General features: G+C 58.0%; 17 protein-coding genes and 1 tRNA gene. 5 read left to right on the forward strand and 13 right to left on the reverse strand.

All coding sequences use genetic code 11. The features are described from left to right. Nucleotides 1–21 precede the first annotated feature (21 nt). A tRNA-Leu gene (locus tag V8V93_RS14905) sits at nt 22–108 on the forward strand. A 153-nt stretch (nt 109–261) separates the two neighbouring features. Beyond that, on the forward strand, nt 262–1,884 hold the full coding sequence (locus tag V8V93_RS14910) for a site-specific integrase (RefSeq protein WP_338667387.1): 1,623 nt from the start codon (nt 262–264) through the stop codon (nt 1,882–1,884). 216 nt (nt 1,885–2,100) lie between these two features. Here V8V93_RS14910 and V8V93_RS14915 read toward each other — a convergent pair whose 3' ends face one another. Next, nucleotides 2,101–3,057 (reverse strand): integrase domain-containing protein, encoded by a 957-nt coding sequence (locus V8V93_RS14915; RefSeq protein ID WP_338667388.1) that lies wholly within the window; start codon nt 3,055–3,057, stop codon nt 2,101–2,103. 788 nt (nt 3,058–3,845) lie between these two features. Between V8V93_RS14915 and V8V93_RS14920 the strand changes: the two genes are divergently transcribed. Both V8V93_RS14920 and V8V93_RS14925 read left to right on the forward strand, forming a co-directional pair. Next, the gene (locus V8V93_RS14920; RefSeq protein WP_338667389.1) at nt 3,846–4,334 is read left to right on the forward strand and encodes a helix-turn-helix domain-containing protein; all 489 of its coding nucleotides are present in this window, start codon (nt 3,846–3,848) and stop codon (nt 4,332–4,334) included. Then, complete coding sequence (locus tag V8V93_RS14925; protein ID WP_338667390.1) at nt 4,331–5,062, forward strand: DNA-methyltransferase; 732 nt, start codon at nt 4,331–4,333, stop codon at nt 5,060–5,062. Before V8V93_RS14920 ends, V8V93_RS14925 begins: the two co-directional genes overlap by 4 nt. Nucleotides 5,063–5,096: 34 nt before the next feature. Here the strand turns inward: V8V93_RS14925 and V8V93_RS14930 are convergent, their stop codons facing one another. The 9 genes from V8V93_RS14930 to V8V93_RS14970 form a co-directional block, all read right to left on the reverse strand. Beyond that, nucleotides 5,097–8,237 carry a type I restriction endonuclease subunit R gene (locus tag V8V93_RS14930; protein ID WP_338667392.1) on the reverse strand — a complete coding sequence of 1,047 codons (3,141 nt, stop codon included), beginning with the start codon at nt 8,235–8,237 and terminating at the stop codon, nt 5,097–5,099. 6 nt (nt 8,238–8,243) lie between these two features. Beyond that, nucleotides 8,244–10,010: a GmrSD restriction endonuclease domain-containing protein gene (locus V8V93_RS14935; RefSeq protein WP_338667393.1), complete on the reverse strand. Its 1,767-nt coding sequence runs from the start codon at nt 10,008–10,010 to the stop codon at nt 8,244–8,246. A gap of 157 nt (nt 10,011–10,167) precedes the next feature. Then, entirely contained in the window at nt 10,168–10,674 is a 507-nt protein-coding gene (locus V8V93_RS14940) for a DUF4411 family protein (protein ID WP_338667394.1), read from the reverse strand. After that, nucleotides 10,671–11,819 (reverse strand): ImmA/IrrE family metallo-endopeptidase, encoded by a 1,149-nt coding sequence (locus V8V93_RS14945; RefSeq protein WP_338667395.1) that lies wholly within the window; start codon nt 11,817–11,819, stop codon nt 10,671–10,673. Before V8V93_RS14945 ends, V8V93_RS14940 begins: the two co-directional genes overlap by 4 nt. A gap of 37 nt (nt 11,820–11,856) precedes the next feature. Further along, a complete protein-coding gene (locus V8V93_RS14950) occupies nt 11,857–12,594 on the reverse strand; it encodes an abortive infection family protein (protein WP_338667396.1) in 738 nt (245 codons plus the stop codon). Next, a complete protein-coding gene (locus tag V8V93_RS14955; protein ID WP_338667397.1) occupies nt 12,591–13,913 on the reverse strand; it encodes a restriction endonuclease subunit S in 1,323 nt (440 codons plus the stop codon). Before V8V93_RS14955 ends, V8V93_RS14950 begins: the two co-directional genes overlap by 4 nt. Beyond that, nucleotides 13,906–15,519, reverse strand: coding sequence for a type I restriction-modification system subunit M (locus V8V93_RS14960; RefSeq protein WP_422394420.1), 1,614 nt, complete (start codon nt 15,517–15,519; stop codon nt 13,906–13,908). The genes V8V93_RS14955 and V8V93_RS14960 overlap by 8 nt, the downstream gene beginning before the upstream one ends. A gap of 1,423 nt (nt 15,520–16,942) precedes the next feature. Then, on the reverse strand, nt 16,943–18,037 hold the full coding sequence (rfbG, locus tag V8V93_RS14965; RefSeq protein ID WP_338667399.1) for a CDP-glucose 4,6-dehydratase: 1,095 nt from the start codon (nt 18,035–18,037) through the stop codon (nt 16,943–16,945). A 341-nt stretch (nt 18,038–18,378) separates the two neighbouring features. Further along, nucleotides 18,379–18,588: a TOBE domain-containing protein gene (locus V8V93_RS14970; RefSeq protein WP_338667400.1), complete on the reverse strand. Its 210-nt coding sequence runs from the start codon at nt 18,586–18,588 to the stop codon at nt 18,379–18,381. 149 nt (nt 18,589–18,737) lie between these two features. On the opposite strand from V8V93_RS14970, the gene V8V93_RS14975 reads away from it, so the two are divergent. Beyond that, nucleotides 18,738–19,799 (forward strand): metallophosphoesterase, encoded by a 1,062-nt coding sequence (locus tag V8V93_RS14975; protein WP_338667401.1) that lies wholly within the window; start codon nt 18,738–18,740, stop codon nt 19,797–19,799. 47 nt (nt 19,800–19,846) lie between these two features. Here the strand turns inward: V8V93_RS14975 and V8V93_RS14980 are convergent, their stop codons facing one another. From V8V93_RS14980 to modA, 3 genes are read right to left on the reverse strand one after another with little or no spacing between them, the layout of a single operon-like run. Then, nucleotides 19,847–20,599, reverse strand: coding sequence for an ATP-binding cassette domain-containing protein (locus V8V93_RS14980; RefSeq protein ID WP_338667402.1), 753 nt, complete (start codon nt 20,597–20,599; stop codon nt 19,847–19,849). Continuing rightward, a complete protein-coding gene (modB, locus tag V8V93_RS14985) occupies nt 20,599–21,255 on the reverse strand; it encodes a molybdate ABC transporter permease subunit (RefSeq protein ID WP_338667403.1) in 657 nt (218 codons plus the stop codon). Before modB ends, V8V93_RS14980 begins: the two co-directional genes overlap by 1 nt. A 3-nt stretch (nt 21,256–21,258) precedes the next feature. Beyond that, nucleotides 21,259–21,993 (reverse strand): molybdate ABC transporter substrate-binding protein, encoded by a 735-nt coding sequence (gene modA / locus V8V93_RS14990; protein WP_338667404.1) that lies wholly within the window; start codon nt 21,991–21,993, stop codon nt 21,259–21,261. Between the last annotated feature and the right edge of the window lie 156 nt (nt 21,994–22,149).

The following is a 22,149-nucleotide window of genomic DNA, read 5'->3' on the forward strand; positions in this document are numbered from 1 at the left end:
TACCCCTCTTCGCCTGAACGTGCCGAAGTGGTGGAATTGGTAGACACGCATGGTTCAGGACCATGTGGTTTTACGACCGTGGAAGTTCGAGTCTTCTCTTCGGCACCAGATTGAAACAAGGGTTGTGGCTAACTAGCTACAACCCTTTTTCTTTTTGATTCGGCAACTTACATGATTTTCTTCTTTTCGGCGTGATTTGACCCCGCGGGGTCAAAATGGTGGGTCAAAGTACCCGGAATCGTCTACCGCCGGAGACGTCACATGCCGCAAATCGCACGTTGCCCGAACCATCTTTACCGGAAGGGCTCAATCTATTACTTTCGCCACGTCATCCCGCACGACCTGCGGGACTCGTTGGGCCGCTCCGAAGTCAGGATGTCTCTCAAGACAGGCTACCTGGCCGAAGCAAGGCCCAAGGCCCGAATATTGGCCTCGGGCGTAAAACGAATACTGACCAAGATGAGGAACGGTGAACTCCCCATGGATGATTTCGACCAGATAAAAGTCTTCATGAATGACTGGCTCAAGCGTTTCCTGAAAGAAAATGAACACATTGCCATCAAAAAGCTCACACCGCCCTGCCCCCACACGCAATACGTGCCGGGAGATACCGAAAGGATTATCGAAACACTCAAGGCCCTGATGGTGTCCAAAGACTACGTCACCATGCGGAAATACACGATCATGGCGGCTGAAGACGGGGCTTTCGGCCCACCTGACTCGCTCCCCCTGTCCGATGAATTCGCGCACGAATTCATCAAGACGCTCATTGCCTACTATCGCATCATCAGCCACCGGGCCGAAGGCGATTACACCTTTGAAAAAACCATCCTGCCGCCTGAATCAGCCGCTCCGCAGCCGGCACAGGAACCCAAGCCCCAAATCCTGCTTTCCGAAGCCCTGGAACGCTACAAGGCGGACAGGATCGCCGCCAAACGCTGGAGCGAAGGCAGTGCCAAGGATATCATGTCCACGCTCAACAGCCTGACTGACATCCTCGGGGACATTCCGGTGGATGAAGTGGACCGACAGGCCGTGCGCCATGTACGGGATACCCTGCTCCAGCTCCCCCGATTTCGGAACAGCAAACGATTCAAGGGCAAGACCATCCAAGAAATGGTCGCCCTTGAACCAGACAATACCGTTGCCGTCAGCACCGTGAATAACAACCTGACCAACATCTCATCATTTTTGACGTGGTGCGAGGATGAGCAGCTTATTCCCACCAACCCCGCTCACCGTCTGAAAATCAAAGAAGAAAAGCCGGAAACGGAACACCGATCCCCGTACACGACCAAAGACTTGGAAAACATCTTCAACGCTCCTCAATATGTTGACGACACATTCCTGCACCCGTCCGACTTCTGGTGCCCTATTCTTTCCCTTTTCACGGGTGCACGGCGTGAGGAGGTATGCCAACTCCACGTTGAAGATGTCCGACTGGAGGAAGGGGTGTGGGTCTTGGATGTCAACAAGGAAAAGAATGTTCATGGGTTCGCCAACAAGAAGCTGAAAAACCCAAGCGCCAAGCGGCTCCTCCCGCTTCATCCTTTCCTCGTTGAAACGCTGCGTTTCCCCGAATTCGCTCGACAACAGGCCCACAAGGGACACCTTCGGGTCTTCCCCGAACTCGTCAAGATCAACACGAACTACGGCCACAAACTCGGCGAAAGGTTCAGTGAATTCAGGAAAACCATCGAACTTGAGGAAGCAGAAGGGGTCAAGGATTTTCACAGCTTGCGGCACACGTTCTCCAACTTCTTCAAGCAGAAGAAGATGCAGGATGACCCGTTCGAACAGACCTTTGGCCACAAGCTCAAGAAGATGTCCGCCGAAAGGTATGGGGGCGTTTCCCGGCCTCCATGTGCTTCGAGGAGGTCATAGCCCACCTCGACTACGGGGTAGACCTGTCTCATCTGGCAAAATCGAAATACGTTCCCAAGTGACGGTCCTCATTTGGCGATAGTCCTTCCCTCCTGTCGGCCCCAAGCCGACAGGAGGGAAGGACAGTTCCATGGGGGAGATAAATCGCCTAGGCGATTTATCTCCCCCATGGAACCTCTCACCCAAAAAGAAAAACCCCGCCGAAGCGGGGTCCTGTCACTGACTGCTGCCAAGGTAGGCATCGGACACATCACGCCTTCCTGCGGAATGTCCTGCGGTCACTTCGATTTCGTCACGGGCTTCGGCGTCGAGCCGGGGCCATTCATCCCCAGCCTTGTCATGGGCGGCCTGTTGAAAGGCTTCCACTGAAGGATGCTGATTGGGCGGCTGAAAGCCCGTGTGCTCGACGTACATACGGTGAAACCGTTCATGACGGTTACTGTGCAGCGTCCACCCGCTTTCTCTCTTGGTGAACCCGCAAAGCTTGGCCGCATAGGACAGTTTTTCCTGCCACTTGTCGCCCATCCCGCTCGGCATGAGATTATGAATCCCCGGCCTGTCGGCTTGGCTGATATATGGCAACGCCCGTTCCAAGGCTTCCTGCTGCTTGTCGGACAGATTGGTCAGCGTCCTCGACCGTCCCCCTTTCGTCCCGTACTGGACGAGGAGGCTACGCTCTGCCCTGTCCCAATCGCTGACTAGATCGACTTTGGCCGATTCTTCCCGGCGAAGGCCCAGTTCCCATTGCAGGCGGATTTGGGCGGCACACCGGGGACCGTATTCATAACCAAGCTCGTTTTCCAGCTTGTTGATTGCCCCCTGCACGTAGGCGAGGGCAACCGCTTTGCTGTTGGCGTTGGCAATGCTGCCCCGCCGGATGTCGAACACGTCATTGGTAGGGCTGATGCTGTCGTTGCCATAAGTCTCACACAGGGTACGGGCCGCCGCAAAAACTTCGGCAATACGCCCGTCCCCTACGTTTTCGTCTTTCATTTGCTTGGCCACTGCCGCGAAATGTTTGTTGGAAATCTTGGCCCATTTCTGAACGCCAAAACCCGCACGGCGAAGCCGCTTTGCAAAGGCTCGGGCGTTTTGTCTGACCCGATGTTGTTTCGAGCGCGGACCTGACAATGTTGCCTTGTTCGCGCCCCATACCAGACTGATGGATTTCATATGGATCTCCTTCCTGAAGTTCGGGGCAGTGCCCCGGGACAAAGCGAACCCACGGGTCCGCCTATGGCGCGAATGCGCCACACAACAACCGACACGGGACAAATCAATGTCCGTTTCCCACAGAAGGAAAATCCTGAGAATCCATTCAATAAGGGGTGCCACCACGCAGGCTCGTTCGTCCTGCGCATAAGGGGTGGCCGTGGGGGAATTTCGACAACGGCAGATTTCTAGATACCTGTCGTTTGTCCGGCGGGGGTGCTGTGTTTCAGCCTGGTGTTTGTATGTGAAAGTGTGCCGTTGGGAAATGAACGGCAGCGAAGTGTTTGGTGTTCCGGCACGTTAGTGCCTACTTAAGCGTTCATCAGTTTAGACTTGCGTCAAAACTTATGAACGCGCCTAGGGTGCGTTTTACCTCCTTCTAGTGACCGATTTATCCGGTGGATATGCCCTACCATATGACGCCGCAAAACCTTCGCGCAAGCTCCGACGGCACGAATTCTTCACCTCCCGCCGTTTTCCCTGCGAGCGTGACGCGAGCAGCCGTCAAGGCAAGGCCAAGCCCTTCGGGCGGACGCTTCGCGGTCCGGCCTTGCCCCGACGACTTTGCTTGCGTCGTCATTTACGCAAGCGACGGCGAGAGGGATGGCGATTCCGACTCCGGCTCAAGGGATATGCCTTGGTCCTGCTTCACCCATTCAAGAAAGGCTAGAAAGTGCTTTGCCATTTTTTTCGATTCAGTTATTAATAAACTAATTGCTTTACGGCATTAATAAGGTAGTTAATAAACCATGTCTGAAAATCAAGTCGTCGACCTCACCCCTGAAAAAACCCCGGAACAATCTCTCAAGGAAGAGGTCGGGCTTTATCTGAAGATTGTCCGGGATACTCAGGGCAAACCTTTGAACTGGGTCGCCCAGAAGTTGGGATACTCCAACTCGTTCATATCCCAGATCGAGAAAGGGCGCGCTCCCATTCCGCTGGATCGGGTCCTAGACTTTTCCTTGGCCTATGACCTCCCCATACCGGAGTTCGTTCGTATCGTTCTCGTCACCATGCACAACGACACGTATAAGGCGTTGATGAGCATACTGGAAAATGATCCGGAAATGGCCCATGCAGCTGAGCAGTGCCACTCGACGAACGATGCGAAACTACGAGCCAAACGACGTAAAGCCCTCAATCCGGGACTGAGCTCAAAGTCGCTTGACCGGATGCGAGAATTCATCCTGAAAAACCAAAAACCGGAATACGGGAAACCGATGGCAGGTGACGCTTGAAAGACCTTCGGAAACAAGACTATCTGGGGGTGACTTCATCGTCGGAAGACGGCGACATCCACAACAATGACGCCTACCTGTTTTTGGGGAATTGTCCTGCCCATCGGTACGAAGCCATAATCACGGACCCGCCCTACGCAATCGGTATTGCAGGCAAGGACTGGGATTGCAAAGAACTACAAATCGACGTCCTGGCTTACCAGTTCCATCGAGTCCTGAAACCTGGTGGCAATGTTTTTGTCTTCTGCTCGGACTTCCAATTCGGCACTTGGTATCGAGAGCTCTCCCGCTACTTCACCAAGTTGCGCAAGTATGCTTGGTGCAAGCCTGATTCGGTCGGATACAACAAAGGAATGTTTCAGGAAAGCTTTGAACTCGGGCTGCATGCCTGCTCGGACGATTCATACTTCGACATGGGGAATTATTATAAAAATCATACCGTCACAGGGAAAACATCGGGAAAGGAACGGATTATGCCTGACCCAGATGAAGAGTGGACAAAGGGAAAAGGCTCCAAGGCCCTTCATCCCACTCAAAAATCTCTGAAGGTAATCAAAGATCTGGTTACCGCATTGAGCAAAGAAGGCGACACGATTCTTGATCCCTTTTCCGGCACCGGAACCCTTGGGGTCGCAGCCAAGCAGTTGGGCAGGAAATTTGAGATGGTCGAGTATGGATTCCGAAACCACATTGCGGCTTGGGATAGGATCTTAGGGAAACAAGTGTAGAGTGAGATGGTTATAACTCGTTAAACATGACTCTTTAGCTTGCCCACTGCGCCGAAAGCTCTTCCGCCTGCCTGAGCACGGTCTGGACGGCGGAGTCCTGCATGTCGGGCGGGTAGCCATACTTTCTCAGAATCTTCTTCACCAGCACCCGCATTCGGGCCCGAGCGCTTTCACGTTTGGACCAGTCAACGGTCACGTTCTTCTTCAAGCTATTCAGCAGCTCGTGGGCGATAACCCGGAGCGGCTCGTCCCCCATGACTTCCACGGCGCTTTCGTTCTCTGCCAGAGCGTCATAGAAGGCGATTTCTTCCTGGCTCAGCCCTTCCGCTTCACCTCGACGGCGCGCCTCCCGAATGTCCCTGGCCAGCTCAATGAGTTCCTGCAGGAGCTCTACTGTACTGACTGCGTTGGTGTGGTATCGGGCGATGGCCAACTCCAGCCGCTCAGTAAACTTCTTGGTCTGCACAACGTTGGATCTGCTACGGGACCGGATTTCGTCGTTGAGGAGCTTGCGCAAGGCATCGAAGGCCAGGTTCTTTTTCTCCATCTGTTGGATCTCAGCCAAGAACTCGTCCGAGAGAATCGAAATATCCGGGGAGCTGATTCCGGCGGCGGCAAGGATGTCCACGATCTCGGTGGAAACAACCGCCCGGTCCAGAATCTGCTGCACAGCAAGTTCTTTGTCGGCCGAGGACACACCCGACCCCTTCACGGATTTGGTCAGTGCCGCGCGGATGGTCTGAAAAAAGCCCACCTCGTCCCGGATGGCCCGGGCTTCGTCGCTGGCGGCGGCAAGAGCGAACGCCTTAGACAAAGCAAGCACGGCATCCTGATAGCGTCTGTGGGCCTGTTTCTTGGCTTCCTTGGAGCTTTCCCTTTCGGCCGCAAGGCGTTGATGCTCCAGAACCCATTCCAGGGCCTCAGCCATAACCACAAGCCGTTGTTGGGGTGTGCCCCGCAGCCCGCGCTCGTAGTCGAAGCCATGAAACATAGCCTTCACGACCTCGAACTTCTCCATCATGACGGCGATAGCTTCGCCCTCGTCTATGCCCGCCTGATTGCGGTCGGAGTCGGAGTATTGCCCTAGGGCGTTCTTTAGGTTCTGCCCAATGCCGATATAGTCGACGATCAGCCCGGCGGGCTTGTCGCGAAAAACGCGGTTTACCCTGGCGATGGCCTGCATCAGCCCATGCCCCTTCATGGGCTTGTCGATGTACATGGTGTGCATGGAGGGCGCATCGAATCCGGTCAACCACATGTCTCGAACAATGACGAGTTGGAGCTGGTCCGAGGTATCCTTGGCCCTTTTTGCCAACAAATCCCGGCGGGCCTTGTTGCCCACGTGGGGCTGCCAGTCCTGCGGGTCCGAGGCCGAGCCGGACATGACCACCTTGATCCGGCCCTGGGTGTCGTCATCGCTATGCCAGTCCGGGCGTAGCGCCACGATCTCGTTGTACATGGCCACGCAGATGCGGCGGCTCATGCATACCACCATGGCCTTGCCGTCCATGGCGGCCACCCGATCTTCAAAGTGCTGCACAAGGTCTTCGGCAACCATCTTCAGACGTTTCTTGGAGCCAACCAGGGCTTCCACGGTGGACCACTTCCGCTTGATCTGCTCCTGCTCGCTCAGGGCCTCGTCTTCGGTGAGCTCTTCGATCTCCGCGTCTATGCGGGGCTTTTCCTCGTCCGCCAATTCAATGCGAGCCAGGCGGCTTTCATAGTAGAGCGGCACCGTAGCCCCGTCCTCCACGGCCCGGCTGATGTCGTAAATGTCGATGTAATGGCCGAACACCGCAGGGGTGTTCACATCGTCCTGCTCAATGGGCGTGCCGGTGAACCCGATAAACGAGGCGTTGGGCAGGGCGTCCCGCAAATACTTGGCGAAGCCGTGCGCCATTTCCCCGGTCTTTTGATTCACCCGGGCCTTGAAGCCGTACTGACTTCGGTGGGCCTCATCGGCAATGACCACAACATTGCGCCGATCGGTCAGCATGGGGTAGTCGGCCTCGCCCCGCTCCGGGAAAAACTTCTGTATGGTGGTGAACACCACCCCACCGGAAGCGCGGTTGAGCGCTTTTTGCAGGTCCTCCCGACTTTCCGCCTGTTGGGGGGTCTGCCGAATCAAGTCCCGGCACATGGAGAACGTGCCGAACAACTGGTCGTCCAGGTCATTGCGGTCGGTGATGACGACAATGGTCGGGTTCTCCAACTCGGGGCGGCGCACCAACTGCCCCGCGTAGAACGCCATGAGCAGGCTTTTCCCCGACCCCTGGGTATGCCAGATGACGCCCACCTTGCGGTCCCCTTCCGGGGACGTGGCATCGACCGTATGCCGGACAGCGTTGCGAACGGCGTGGAATTGGTGGTATCCGGCCACGATCTTGACCAGCCCACCCCCGGTGTCCCCGAACACGGTAAAATCGTGCAGGAGGGCCAGGAAGCGTCTTTTTTCAAACACGCCGGGGATAAGCACGCTCAGTTCGGGCATCCCCTTGCCCGCGACCTCTTCCCCGTCCACCGTGCGCCAGGGCATGAACCGTTCCTGGTTTGCCGTCAGCGATCCGATGCGTGCTTGGAGACCATCCGAGGCCACTAGCACGGCATTGGCGCGAAACAATGTGGGAATCTGCTCTTTGTAGGTCTGGAGCTGGTTGTATGCGCCCTCCAGAGTTGCATTCTCCGAGGCCGGGTTCTTGAGTTCGATGACCGCAAGGGGCAGGCCGTTTACAAAAACCACCACGTCCGGACGGCGGTTGGTCTTGTTTTCAATCACGGTGAACTGGTTCACCACCAGCCAGTCGTTGTCCTCGGGGCTGTCGAAGTCGATGAGTCGGACCTTGTCGCCACGGATGGTCCCGTCCTTGGCGTAGAACTCCACGTCTACACCTTCCACCAGCATGGAGTGCAGGCGGCGGTTCTCCTCCACCAGGGACGGGAACTCCGTGGACAGGAGCGAGCGGAGGGCGTCGTCACGGGCCTCCGACGGGATGTCAGGGTTGAGCCTCGCCATAGCCTCTTCCAACCGGGGCAAAAGAAAGATGTCCGAGTAGGACGCACGTTCAGGGTGTGTCCCATCCGGTCCGATCTGGTTGTCGGAGGATACTGCGTACCCGAGTTCGTCAAAGGTCGAGATGAGAATGCTTTCGACCTCAGCTTCGGTGATGAAAACCATGGAGACCTACCTCAATGTTTCATATCCTCGCCGGATAATGTCCGCCATGAGCACCCTTCGTTGCTGGAGAAAATCATCATATGGCATGCCTTCCCACTCGGGCGGCAGGGCGTGCAGCTCGCACATGGCCTGCCAGTCCTCAGCCGAGAATCTTTCCCGGACAACAGGAACGTATTCGGAGGGAGCATCGTCGCTGATGGAGATGTTGTCGGGCCATTCGAGCAGCGCATAATTGGCGATCTGGTTGATCCGCTTTCTATCGTCCTCGCCCTGTCGTTCCAGCCAGGCCCGGGGAAACAGATGATGGCGCTCCAGGGCCTTTTTCTTGGTCGTCAGCGTTGGGTCTAATAGTTCGGGCACGCGCTTGTGGGAGAAGAGAACCGGAGCGTTCAGTCTGTTCTGGGCCGCGACAAAGGCGAACAGGCCTGGGGCCCGTGCCGAAGAACTTTCCAGAGCGGATGGCAGGGTTATTCGCCAGAAGTCGTTCGTCAGCTCATTGGTTTGCATTTCTTCCAGGATGCCCAGAAATTCCTCTCCTGTTTTGGCCACGGCTACGCGGTTCAGGTCAGCGTCCATGGCCGATTCCGGCGAGTTCGTGTACCAGCCCGTAAGGCTCGTTGCGAAAAACCACCTGCCGATGGCCTTCTGCAGCACGTGTTCCGGCACAGCATAGCGCTTCCTGCCTAGGAGGTAGAAAGCATAGGCAAACAGCAACGCGTTTTTTGAGGAGATCATTTCCCAACTACGAAACCCCGCTCCGACCAGAGCGCTCAGGTATTGATGCCAGTTGGTGAGATCCAGGACCTGGGCTTGGGCTTCCTCCAGAATTTTGAACTGCTTTTCTCTATGTTCGGTTGAGTAGGTGTCCGTTTCCAGGTCCTTGCCCCGAAGGATTTGATACACACTTTTCAGCCTGCCGCGTCCAAATCCCAGGGCGATGCTCACGCGCAAAAGCTGATCCGGGTCGGGCTGGATGAAATGGTTGAACGATGATGCCCCCGCTCCCTGGACTGAAGGTTGACGCGAGGCCCTGCAGAAGCGTTCCAAGTCGGCCCGCCCCTTATCCCAGAACACCGACAGCAGGGTCAGGATGAAGTCGGCCTGATTCAGCGTCACGCCCTCGCTGTTGATGCGAACAAAGATGTCCGCGACCTGCTCCTCATCAACCGATGAGGCGATCTCCAGAGCCGTAAAGGGATATTTTTGGAGGTCGAACAGCCGGTCGAGGTTATGAGAGATGTGCTCTTCTTCATCCTCAGTGAGGGGTGTCTTTGCAGACAGGGCGTCAATGAAGCTGTTGACCAATTTTCGGCTTGATTGTTCCGAGGTCCACAGTGCGGAAATATTGGCTATCCACTCTGGATCCCGCCGAATGGCCGCATCCGCCACGTCAAACTTCCCGTCCCTGGGGCGAAATGCGATTTCTATGCGTCGTTCGACATAGTTGGCATCGAGGACGGTCTTGCCCCGAAACACTGCGAAGAGTGAGGTTAGGCGCTGTTGTCCGTCAACGATAAGGCGAGCTGGGACTGTGTGGGCCTTGTCGCCTACACCAATTTGTTTTGCTCCGTTAATGTTGGCATTCTCCCAGAAGAGCAGGTAGCCCACTGGAAAGCCCTTGTACATAGAATCGAACAGGTCGCGAACCTTGGTATTCGGCCACACAAAGGGACGCTGAATATCTGGCAAACCAATGTCCCCGATCTCGATGTAATGGAGCAGGCTGGAGAGGTCGTAATCAACACGCTTGAAACAGGTTTTTAGCTCACTCATATGGCAGCAATCCTATTAGACATCGTGGTTTCGAAAACGTGTCCGTGTATAAAAACCGTTACCACGGCCTGCCCCTGAATAGGGTTCCAGGCCTTAGCCCAGGTGATAAACTGCTCCATGAGCACCTGTTCCAACTCGGATTCGGACATGTAGGCCATCATGGCATCCTTTGCGTAGCCCCCAGAACGAAACGGGCGCGTTCGCGCCGAAGCATCTCGTAGGGCGACACACATTTGATTCCAAGCCCGATGCAGGCGTTGGGGATTTTGATCTTGCGCACGGAATCGGTCGGGACTTCATGCGTGACCACAATGCATTCATGCGCCAGAGCGTGGGCGACCAGCCAGTAGTCCGCCACTTGCAAAAATGTAGAGATTGCGGCGGATGCGTAATTCTGCCCCGTGGCCCAAATGCTCACGCTGGAAAGGGCCGGAAGCACGCTGTCGTCGGGCTTGAGGAAAAATGAGCCGTTCCTATCGTTGGCCCAAACGGACAAGTCGTCATCGCCAGCCTGGAGTTCGTCAGAAACCTTGTCGATGCTCGCCACCAGACCGTCCTGATTTTTGCTGACCAGCCACTCCCAGAAGGCCGGGCAGAAATCGAATCCATAGTGAAGATTCTTAGCCTGGATGAATACGTTGGCGTCGAGAAGATACCGGCTCACAGCTGCACCCCTACTTTTCGGGCAAGGGTATGGAAGGTCTCTGTCTTGCTCACCCCCAGCATCCGGAAGGCATCTCGGTAAAGCGTCTGCCCCTCGAGGGTACTTTCCATAAGTGCACGCGCAAAACGAGGGCTGACTCGGGTCATGGTGGTGTTGTAGAAATTCCCGCCACCGGAAGAGCTGCGCTGCTTAAAGCCAGCCATAGCGATGCCCCAAGCCTCATTGAACCTGTCACGGTCTAGCTTGCCCGCGTCCAGAAGCCGACGCAGAACGACAAGGGAGCTTACCTTGAAAATGCGCCCAAGCCTTCGCAGGGCATCTTCCAGTGGCTCGGCCTCGTCATATTCCATCCGCAATTCGTCCAAGGGAACAAGATATTCCGCCGCAACCTTGTTGCACCATATTTCCTCTCGGCGGAGGCTGTGCCGAGGCGCTGCGCCCATGTCAGAGAGCGCGGAGGTCCCCAGCCAAAGGTGGGCCAACTCATGCGCCAGGGTGAACATCCGGGCAGCCTTGGTGTCGTTGCCGTTAATGAACACCAGGGGAGCCAGCGAGTCGGCCAGGGCGAACCCCCGGAACTCCTCTGGGTCGAGCTTGCGGCGATTGTTGCTGCCCACAACGCCACTAATCATCACCAGCACCCCGGCCGCTTCGGCCTGGAAGCTGAAAAAGCGCAAAGACTCTTCCCATCCGCGGCACCTGCGGCGCTCCTCAAGGCTGAAACTGAAGGTGTCCCGCATTGTTCTGGCCACCCTTTCCGGGGAATCGTTTATGGTCGCGCTGCCAACGAACTTCACCTTGCCACGGCGGGAGGACTGCGCGAATTCACGGTACCAGGCTTGTTTTTCCTGGCAGGCGTAGATGGTGTCCAAAAGGTTCGGGCCGGGACGCAGAACCTCACGCCCGGCTATTGTGCGAAAGTCCGGGATGGGCAGTTGTTCCTCCGGCGGCGCAGGCAGGAACAGATATCCCAGCGGCACAAAAACAGCCTGGGCAAACTTCTCCAGCTGCCGGAGCGTGGGGCGTTCCTCACCCTGTTCCCACTCTTCGAGCTTTGGGAACCGCGCCAGCAGTTCGAACAGGTCAAGCCCTGCCCGCTTTCTTGCCCAGCGCAAAAGGTGAGGTTGTACCGCAACACGTTGCATGACTACACGCTACCCCATTTTGTCATGGCTTTCATCATTATCCATCCTCCTTCTCCTGGAGGTCATCGACAACAGCTTCCATGCAGGCGTTTAGTGCGAGCTTGTAAGCCTCTTTATCGGTGTGAAACAACAACTGTGAAACATTGGTAGCCAGAGGAAGCTCTTGCCTATCCGGCAGGGTGAACACAGCGGTAATACCACCTTCGTCGTCCGCTTCCAGCCTGCACCCGACAAACTGATCAATCAAATCGTTTGCTTTTTGATAGCGCTCATAGGGTTCCATGCTCAAGGTTGGGTCGGGATCAATCTCCAAATATGCCTCATGCAGGAATGTAACAATGGCGTCTGCTGCCAAAAGAGCTGCTCTTCGCTGATGTAGAGACAACTTGTCGATGAAGCCGTCCTTGCCGTGGCTGAGATTGCCCGCTTTGTCCCGCAGTAAAACTATGGTTTTTGATAGCTTGTGATACTGTGAAATGAGCTTTTGAAATGCGCTATCCCTCACTTCGCTTAATTCTAGTGCCCGCACTGTCGCAGTTAGCAAATCTCCCAAGGATGGGGATTCCTTTTGGGGCTTCATCGGCATTGATGGGTCATCCACGCTTTCCAGGATCACCCTGCAGGCACACTCCACCATGGACTTGGAGGCATCAATGCAAGCATCATTGTTGTCCTCGAATTCTCGATCTAAGGCTTCTAATGTGTGCTGAAGCATGGGCGCATCGCGCCAATGTGCACAAAAGGCACGGATGCCCGGATACCAGTCAGCGGTCACAGCACGTCCTCCACGGCCCGCTCCGCGCCCTTGACCCGGATTTCGCCGGACATGAGCTTGGGGAGGAGAAGATCGCGGGTTTGGGCGAGTATCCGCGATTCCATAGTATTGGCAATTGCCTTGTTGTAAAAGTGAGAGGATAATTCTGAAAATTTTTCCAATGTTTCCGTAGACGGTTGGATGATTGGTAAAGACTCAAGGTGTCCTTTTGTAACAGCCTTCCGTGATCCTCCGGCGTCATTGCCGAGCAACCAATGCTTGGCTGACTGTTGCGCAAGCCACAGATGCAAAAACCTAGCTGGTATCCCTTTTACTGCCCTGACTATGCATACATGTTGATTGACCCTTGCTGGTAATACGCCTGGATCAACAACACATGTTCGCAATATTGAGTCACCAGTAATGTTAATTAATACATCGTCTGGTTTTACAGCTACATTCCGAAGTTGAGCCGAATCCTCATCCGAAAGCTGAACCAAGCCATCCCATTTGAAATAGAAATCATAAACATTTTGGCTGCGTATAAAATTTGTTCCTTCGGAAACGTAGACCCCTTTCCCTCCGCGCGGGGTGGCCCCACTTCCAATCTTGCTTGTTAAGGAACCAAGGGTCGTCATTCTCCACCCCTCAGGCTTACCCTCGTCGTCCAGGCGGTCTGGAAACAGATCCCATATCTCAGGGGCGAGGTAGGGGGGGCGACCTTCCATCTTGGCCTTTGTCGGACCGAAATCCACGAACCAGTCCTTGAACATGGCCCGCGCCATGGCCTCCAGCGTCTCGTTCATCCGGCGGTTGCAGTCGATCTTGTCCTCAAGAGCGCCAAGAGTACGGCCAATCCCACGTTGAACCTCAATGGGAAATCTCGGAACCTCGAAGTTCTCGATCATGCTTTTGGTAAGCGCGTTCCGAGTCGCGCCTGCACCTGCATAGGTGAGCATTAAGGATTGCATCCCCGGAGAAATGAGGAAGAACCGGAGAAATCGTGGGTCTATCTCGTCTGGGTTTGGCCTGACTATGGCTACGTGTTGGTTGACGCGCGCAGGAAGAACAGCGGAATCGACTTGGCAGGTTCGCGCAACACTGTCACCGGTGATGTTAAGCAAAATATCTTCTGGGAGAACCTCAACGTTGCTCAGCGTCGAGGCCTGTTCTTCAGAAATGCAGACGAGGCCACCATTTGAAAATCCAGAATTATAAATATTCTGGCTTCGGATAAGTCTATATGGTCCGGACTCAAGGTAGGAATCTTTCCCACCTCGCGGCGTAGCGCCGCTACCTATTTTGGTACAGTGATCGCCAAGGCGTAGCGGTTCAGGCATCAGCAAGCACCCCCGCTAACTTCTCCCGAATCAAAGCTGTCAGCTTCTCCGCCTCCTCGAACTGATCGTCCAACTTCTCCCGCAACATCGCGAACCGTTCCGAGAAGGGGGTGTCATCGTCCTCCTCCACCGCCGCGCCCACGTATCGCCCTGGAGTGAGCACGTAGCCGTGCTCCTTGATCTTCTCCAGCGTGGCGGATTTGCAGAAGCCCGGCACGTCCTCATACTCGATATCTTCCGATGCCCCACGCCATGCATGGTAGGTTCCGGTGATCTTTTCCACGTCATCGTCGCTGAACTCCCGGCGGGTGCGGTCCACCAGATGCCCCAGGTTGCGGGCGTCGATGAAGAGCACCTCGCCCCTGCGGTCACGGAACTTGCCGTTGCCCTTGTTCCGGGCCAGGAACCACAGGCAGGCGGGAATCTGGGTGGAATAGAAGAGCTGCCCTGGCAGGGCGATCATGCAGTCCACCACGTCGGCTTCCAGCATGGCCTTGCGGATGTCCCCCTCGCCGGACTGCGTGGAGGACATGGAGCCGTTGGCCAGCACCACGCCTGCGGTGCCCTTGGGCGAGAGGTGGTGGACGATGTGCTGCAACCAGGCGAAGTTGGCATTGCCCGTCGGGGGGATGCCATAGCGCCAGCGCACGTCGTCGCGCAGCCGTTCCCCGCCCCAGTCGGACACGTTGAAAGGCGGGTTGGCCAGGATGAAGTCCGCTTTTAGATCCTTGAGTTCGTCCTTGTGGAAGCTGCCCTCGCTGTTCCAGTGGATTTCTGCGTCGATGCCGCGCACGGCGAGGTTCATCATGCACAGCCGCCACGTGGTATAGTTGGACTCCTGGCCGTAGACCGCGATGTCGCCTATGCGGCCCCCGTGTTCGGCCACGAACTTCTCGGACTGCACGAACATGCCGCCCGAACCGCAACAGGGGTCGTACACGCGGCCCTGGTAAGGCTCCAGCATCTCGACCAGCACTCGGACCACGGAACGTGGCGTGTAGAACTCGCCGCCGCGCTTGCCCTCGGACCCGGCGAACTGGCTGAGGAAATATTCATAGACGCGGCCCAGCACGTCGCGGGCCTGCCCCTCCTCGGTGCCCAGGCCGATGCCGGAGATAAGGTCGATCAGCTCTCCCAGCATGACCTTGTTCAAGGCAGGGCGGGCGTAGTCCTTAGGCAGTACTCCCTTGAGAGTGGTATTCTTGGCCTCAATAGCCAGCATGGCCTCGTCCACCAGCTTGCCGATGGTCGGCTGCTTGGCATTGGCCTTGAGGTGCGACCAACGGGCCTCCTTGGGCACCCAAAAAATGTTCTCAGCCAGATACTCGTCCATGTCCTCGGCGCAGGCAGGGTCTTCGGCCATAAGCTCGGCGTACTTGGCCTCGAAGCTGTCGGAAATGTGCTTGAGAAAAATGAGTCCCAGGACCACATGCTTGTAATCTGAAGGCTCCATATTTTGCCGAAGCTTGTCCGCAGCAGCAAATAGCTCGGCCTCATAGCCCAGGGCCGCTTCGCCGTTATTCTTGGCCGAGCGGGCCTTGCTCTTCTTTGGGGTGCTGGGTACGGGGGCGGCCCCCACGCTGGTTGCCAGCCCCGGTTCGGCCATGGCCACGGAGCCGCCCCGGCCTCGGCCTTTTTGGATGGTGCCGTTCGCCAGCAGCTCATCCCGCACGGCGTCGTATGCTTCCTCAGACCAGCCCAGCGCCTCTCGCAGCTTGATATTTCCGGCTTTGCCCCCCAGTTCGCTGAGGGCCTTGATGAACAGATTTTGTCGTGCGTCCTTCGTCACGGTCACTCCCAAAAAATGGATTGCAGAACAAACGGATGGCATTGCCAACCCACAAACCAGTTAGTAACGCATGGACGATGCAAAATCTAGAAGAAGAGCAGGCAATAGGAGATTGTCATTACACCCGCATAAAGGAAGTTTTAGTCCCGAGGTCGAAGAAAAAAACAGTAGAGAACCTTCTGCGAGGATAAAAACTCAAAACGGCTCCGACGCTTCAAGCTATTTCAGGCATAGAGGGCTTTGCTGGATGAACTGAAAAAACAGGACTAAGGGGCCGTAGTATGTGTTCTGAGCAGGGTTTCAAAAAGGGAGCCCCCTCTTGGCGAGGGGGCTCTGATGGTAATGCGCTTAGCAAGGAGTCGGGGAGGATTCGAGGAGTGTCCTCGTCACCCTCTCTGCCAACTTAGGCAATGCGGGTTTGATCTGCTCATTCCAAAGCTTGAGAAGCCAAGGCTTAAGTTCTATCTCCCACGCACGGCGAAGCGCATTGCGTATTTTCTTCCACATGAGAACCTCCTTGTGGAAAAGAGTTTATCCTCGGGGCATTTACCGAGTGACTCTTTTCGCCGGGCTTCTGGGGGCACGAGATTATAGGTTATTCCCGCCGGTTCGTTGACCGATGCTCCCCCCGTGGTACCTTTGCAGTTCAGAAGTTTTCCAGCGGAAGAATACAAATATAAGATAGCCTGTCTAATGTGATGGGTCAATAGGTCTTCAGCAAAGCCCCTTTTGAGTTGATCCTGCCCTACAATCCTCCAAGAATGCCATCCAAGAAGTCGTAGTGATCAAATCTGCTCAGTTGACTGTCCGAATTTGACAATTTGCGTGTCGCCCAAGTGTCATTTTCAGCGGCAACTATGGTTTTTGTGGTGAATATGGCGTTTTCAACCCATTGAAATAACGTAGGTAAGCGACCTTCCGGTTGATTGTTTACGGCCTTTCACGCCGTTACCAACCTCTATAACTGACCCTGCCCACCACCAGTTGCTGAAGCTGGGTCAAAGTGGTAGGTCAAAGAACAAATACGAAGGACACGCCAAAACAAATTAGATTCATAAAATCAGCATATTGCCGCATAGCCGAAAAAGCAGGACTGCCGAGTCTTCTCTTCGGCACCAGCATGAAACAAGGGCCGCATCCTCAAGGATGCGGCCCTTTTTCCTTTGTCGGCTGAGCGCCGGGATCTTGTTCTCGGCCACGACGGGGCCGGGACGGCCGGCGGGCGGAGGCGCGCTCCGCGTCACAGCGCCCACGGCATGCCCTTGCGGGCGGCGAAGGCGGTGTATTCGTCGATCTGTCCCAGGCAGACCTCCCCGGCGTCGAGCTCCCTGCCGAGAAACGGCCGGTAGCCGCGCATGGTCATGTCCACGGTCCGCTCCAGGTCCAGGACCGCCTTCCATTGCAGCCGCACGGCCGCCTTGTCGCTGCACAGCTTGAGCGTGTCGGCCTCGCGCGGCTCCCGCCCGCCCTCGGAAACGGCCTTCCAGCCGCCCATGCCGCTCAGGCAATGAATGGTCTCCACCAGCGTCTCTACCGAGCAGGAATTGTCTGCGGGCGCGAAGTTCCAGGCGCCGCTGAAACGGGCCGGATCCCCGGCCAACTGGACGGCCAGCCAGAGGTAACCGCTCAGCGGCTCGAGCACATGCTGCCACGACCGCACGACGTTGGGCCGGCGGATCTCCAGGATCCGGCCCTCGCGCACTGACCGGACGTAGTCCGGGACCAGCCGGTGCGCGGCGAAGTCGCCACCGCCGAGGATGTTGCCCGCGCGGGCCGTGGCCGCCCCCACCCGCCCCTCTGGAATGAAATAGGACCGGCTCCAGGAGGCGCATATGTGTTCCATCGCCCCCTTGGAGGCGCTGTACGGATCATTGCCGCCCAGCGGGTCGTTCTCGCGGTAGCCCCAGGGCTGGTCGAGGTTGTCGTAGCACTTGTCCGACGAGGCGCAAACCAGGGCGCGCACGGAATCGGTCCGGCGCACCGCCTCGAGGACGTTGGCCGAACCGATGACGTTGGTGCGCAGGGTCTCCATGGGCCGCTCGTAGGACTCGGGGATACGCGCCCTGGCCGCCAGGTGGAAGACCACCTCGGGACGGCTCTCGTCCAGCGCCCGATCCAAGGCGTCGACATCAAGGATGTCGCCGTTGAGATGACGGATGCGGGCCGCCACGTCGGCGGCCTCGAACAGGTTGGGCTCGGACGGCGGTGCCAGGGAGAACCCGGTGACCTCCGCGCCCAGGGAGTGGAGCCACAGGGCGAGCCAGGCGCCCTTGAACCCGGTGTGGCCGGTCAGGAACACCTTCCGGTCTTTGTAGAAATCGGAAAACGGAATCATGATGTGTAGATAAAGGCTGTTGCCCAACGCCCGGAAAGGGTTGAGGTCGTCGCGTTCGCGCGGGCGGTCATTGCCCGGCCGAAAGCCGCCACGGACACAGGCGGCCGGTCTCCCGGGCGCTTGACGGTTCCGGCAGGCAGCCCCCGACGACGAGGCCGCCCGCACGGCGCGATATGCTCCCAAACGCGCCCGGCGTCAATGAGCGCATGGGGCCCCGGCCCGCGCCCGTCGGTACATACGCAATAAAAGTCCCAGTATCCCGGCCCGGTGCGCGGGCACAGAAAAAGGGGCATCCCCTTCGGAGACGCCCCTGGCCGTTATCCGGTACCGGAAGCGGCGGATTAATCCTTGGCGACCATCACGCTGGTCGCCTTGACCATGGCCTCAACCTCGTCGCCGACCTTGATGTCCATGCGCTCCACCGAGTTCTTGGTGATCACGGAGACGATCTCCACGGCCGGGGCGATCTCGATGACCACCTCGGCGTTGACCATGCCCATGGTTACCTTTTTGACTACTCCGGGGATGAGGTTTCTAGCGCTCAGTTTCATAACCAATCTCCTTTCTGTATGGGTTGATGAGTATTCGGAACGGAAAATCGCGGCCCGACCGAACGGAGCCGGACACCCTGGCGTTTCGAAACCGGACCTGATACTGATGCGCGATGTTTGGACCCTTTCTCCTGGACCTGGCGTCAATCATGTCCGCCTACGTATTCCTGCGCATGGACGGCGTTCCCGTTCCCGGCTTCCGGTCCGGGGCGGTCCGTATGGTCCTCGCCCTGAGCGCATGGCTGTTCATCGTGTTCGCCCGGGTCGTGGGCCGCGCCAACTTCGGGCAGTGGTCCCCGGCTGTGGAAAGCGCGGGTCTGTCCCTGCTCATCGTCCTTTTCCTGGCCGCCATGCTCCTGGCCATCGTGGACCTGTTTACCGGCTTCGGCACACTCCTGCCGCACCGTGCGCCGAAGCTGCGCGGGCTCGCCCTGGCCGCAGCCCTGGTCCTGTCCGGCATCGCCCTGGTCCAGGGCATACGCGCCCCGGTCGTCACGGAATACGAGGTCGCCCTGCCCGGCCTGCCCGAAAATCTCGACGGCCTGGTGGTGGCCATGGCCTCGGACCTCCACGTGGGCACTCAGGTGGGCCCGGACTGGCTCAAGGCCCGCGTGGACCAGATCATGGCTCTCAAGCCGGACATGATCGTGCTCCCCGGCGACATCGTGGAGGGCCACTCCCGGCGGCTGAACGAACTTCTGCCCGCCCTGCACGGCCTGCACGCGCCGCTCGGGGTGTACGCAGTACCGGGCAACCATGAGAACCACGGCTCCCCGGCGAGAGCTCTGGGCGTGCTTGCCGAGGCGGGCATCACGCTCCTGATGGACGGCCGGGTCTCGCCGGCGCCCGGACTGGTGGTGGCCGGCGTGGAGGATCTCAGCTCCATCCCCTGGGAACGCCGCCATCTCGACCCCGTGGCCCTGGCCCTCGGGAACCGCCCGGCCGGAGCAGTCATCCTGCTCTCCCACACCCCGCGACGATACGAGCAGGCCGCGTCCCTCGGGGTCGGGCTGATGCTCAGCGGACACACCCACGGCGGCCAGGTCTGGCCCTTCAATTATATGGTGCGGTTTTCCTATCCGCTGGTGGAAGGAAGATTCGGGATCGGCCCCATGACGCTCATCGTCAGTCGTGGGGCGGGATCGTGGGGGGCGCGCATGCGTCTGTGGAAGCCGGGAGAAATCCTCAAGATCACCCTGCGTGCGGACTGATCGCGCCCGGCGCCTCATGGCCGGACGCGATGCAAGGGGCCGCTCGGTCATCCGCAGCCAAGGAGCGCGCGCTCCATGGCCCGGGGCTCTTCGGCATGGGCCGGGGACGCATCTTCTCCCCTGGCCAGGCCGGACACCGCCAGATGGCGCTGGATGGCCTGCTGTTCCTTGAGCCAGTTGGGAGCGATCTTGCCGCTCTCCACGGCCAGGATGGTGTCGCCCAGGAACAGGGCCTCGTCCAGGTCATGGGTCACGTGCAGGATGGGAATATTCAACTCGCTCTTGAGCTCCTTCAGGCAACTGCGCAGGTTGCGCCGGTTGGCCACATCCAAGGCCGAAAACGGTTCGTCCAGGAGCAACAGGACCGGGTCGCGGGCCAGGGCCTGGCAAAAGGCCGCCCGCTGGCGCTCGCCGCCGGAGATGCCCGACGGCCTGCTCGATTCCAGATGGCGGATGCCGAACATGGACATGAGCTCGTCCACCCGGCCCTCGTCGGACGCGGCAAAGGCCACATTCTTGCGGATGGTCAGGTGCGGGAACAGGGTGTAATCTTGGAAGACCAGGCTCAGGCCCCGCTTGCGCGCGGGCACGAATATCCGCTTTTCGGCATCGGCCCAGACCGTGTCCCCAAAGGTGATTCTTCCCCCGTCCGGACGTTCCAGTCCGGCCAGCAGCCGGACCAGAGTGGTCTTGCCCGCGCCCGAGGGTCCGATCACCGCCGTGAGTTCGCCGGGGGCGCAGGAGAAGGAGAGGTCGAGGTCGAAGTGTTTCAGCCGTTTGGTCATATCGACGTTGAGCATTATGCACGCCTCGCATTAATCTTGTTGATTATCAGAAGCACCGCGAAGCAGACGGGGATCAGGGCCGCCGACATGCGGAAAGCGTCGTCGAAGCGCAGGGCCTCGACCGCCTCGAAGATGGCCACCGAGGCCACCTGGGTCTGACCGGGGATGCTGCCGCCGACCATGAGGATGACGCCGAACTCGCCGAGGCTGTGTGCGAAGACCAGGATGGACGCGGCGGCCAGGCCGCCCATGCAGTTGGGCAGGACGATGCGGAAGAAGGTGGACAGCGGGGACAGCCCCAGGACCGCCGCGCTCTCGAGCAGCCTCGGGTCCAGCTTTTCCAGAGAGGCCCGCAGGGGCTGGACCGCGAACGGCAGGTTGAAGACGAGCGAGGCCAGGAGGATGCCCGTAAAGCTGAAGACCAGCCGGTTCCCGGTGACGTCCTCCCACAAGCCGCCCAGGTAGCCGCGAGGCCCCATGACCACGAGCAGAGCGAAACCGAGAACCGTGGGCGGCATGACCATGGGCAGGGTAACCACGGCGTCGAGGAGGCTCTTCCCCTTGAACCTCCCGAAAGCCAGCAAGCTGGCCATCGGGGAGGCCAAGATAGGGATGAGCAACATGGTCCAAATGGCCAGTTTGGCCGAGAGGATCAGTGGTGTCCAATCCATGAGCTATTTATATCCGTACTTGAGCTTCATCGCCTGCACCTCGGGGGTGGCCAGGAACTTGACGAACTTGGCGGCCGCATCGGCATGAGGAGCGGACTTCAGCACGCAGGCGGCCTGGATGACCGGCGGGGCTTCGTCGACCACGGTGAAGCAGCCCTTCTTGCCCGCGTCGGTGAAAACGGAGGAGTAGGCGCAGAAGCCCACGTCCGCGGAACCGGTGGAAGCGAACTGGAAGGCCTGGGAGATGGACTGGCCGAAGACCAGCTTGGGCTGGACCTTGTCCCAGATGCCCACAGCCTGCATGGCCTTCATGGACGAGGTGCCGTAGGGCGCGGTCTCGGTGTTGGCGATGGACACGCGCTTCACGGCGTCGTTGACCACGGTGGCCTTCCAATCGTCGCCACAGAAATTCTTGTCGCTGGACCACAGGACCACCTGGCCCTTGGCGTAGACGAAGGGCTTCTCGGCCAGGCCGTCTGCAAAGAGCTTGTTCGGGCGCTTCTCGTCGGCGGCCAGGAAGATGTCGAACGGTGCGTCGTTGATGATCTGCCCGTACAGCTTGCCGGTGGAGGCGTAGGTCGCCTGAGCCTTGAGGCCGGTGGCCTTTTCAAAGGCCGGGATGATCTCCTTCATGACCGGGGTGAAGTTGGCCGCCTGGGCGATGAACAGGTCCGCTGCGAACGCCCCCGAAGGAACGAGAAGGCAAAGGACAAGTACCAGTGAAAAAATGCGTTTCATGTCGACTCCTGAGGTAGGTTTTCTAGTTTGAACCGGTTTTGGGAACGTGAACTTTGAATATGAACATCCGCACACTTCGGACAAGCGTGTCACGCAAACTCCAAAAAACGTGACAATCATTCGGCGACCGCTTCCGGCCCCTCCGAGCCGCCGCCC

Source organism: Pseudodesulfovibrio sp. 5S69, assembly GCF_037094465.1.
In the GTDB taxonomy this organism is placed as follows: Bacteria; Desulfobacterota; Desulfovibrionia; order Desulfovibrionales; family Desulfovibrionaceae; genus Pseudodesulfovibrio; species Pseudodesulfovibrio methanolicus.

Bases quoted from the DNA above. Each gene is read 5' to 3' on its own strand.
- V8V93_RS14975 (WP_338667401.1), top strand. From the start codon at position 18,738: ATGTCCGCCTACGTATTCCTGCGCATGGACGGCGTTCCCGTTCCCGGC.
- V8V93_RS14945 (WP_338667395.1), bottom strand. From the start codon at position 11,819: ATGCAACGTGTTGCGGTACAACCTCACCTTTTGCGCTGGGCAAGAAAG.
- V8V93_RS14960 (WP_422394420.1), bottom strand. From the start codon at position 15,519: ATGGCCGAACCGGGGCTGGCAACCAGCGTGGGGGCCGCCCCCGTACCC.
- V8V93_RS14920 (WP_338667389.1), top strand. From the start codon at position 3,846: ATGTCTGAAAATCAAGTCGTCGACCTCACCCCTGAAAAAACCCCGGAA.
- modB (WP_338667403.1), bottom strand. From the start codon at position 21,255: ATGGATTGGACACCACTGATCCTCTCGGCCAAACTGGCCATTTGGACC.
- V8V93_RS14915 (WP_338667388.1), bottom strand. From the start codon at position 3,057: ATGAAATCCATCAGTCTGGTATGGGGCGCGAACAAGGCAACATTGTCA.
- V8V93_RS14930 (WP_338667392.1), bottom strand. From the start codon at position 8,237: ATGGTTTTCATCACCGAAGCTGAGGTCGAAAGCATTCTCATCTCGACC.
- V8V93_RS14980 (WP_338667402.1), bottom strand. From the start codon at position 20,599: ATGCTCAACGTCGATATGACCAAACGGCTGAAACACTTCGACCTCGAC.
- V8V93_RS14910 (WP_338667387.1), top strand. From the start codon at position 262: ATGCCGCAAATCGCACGTTGCCCGAACCATCTTTACCGGAAGGGCTCA.
- V8V93_RS14935 (WP_338667393.1), bottom strand. From the start codon at position 10,010: ATGAGTGAGCTAAAAACCTGTTTCAAGCGTGTTGATTACGACCTCTCC.
- V8V93_RS14970 (WP_338667400.1), bottom strand. From the start codon at position 18,588: ATGAAACTGAGCGCTAGAAACCTCATCCCCGGAGTAGTCAAAAAGGTA.
- rfbG (WP_338667399.1), bottom strand. From the start codon at position 18,037: ATGATTCCGTTTTCCGATTTCTACAAAGACCGGAAGGTGTTCCTGACC.
- modA (WP_338667404.1), bottom strand. From the start codon at position 21,993: ATGAAACGCATTTTTTCACTGGTACTTGTCCTTTGCCTTCTCGTTCCT.
- V8V93_RS14955 (WP_338667397.1), bottom strand. From the start codon at position 13,913: ATGCCTGAACCGCTACGCCTTGGCGATCACTGTACCAAAATAGGTAGC.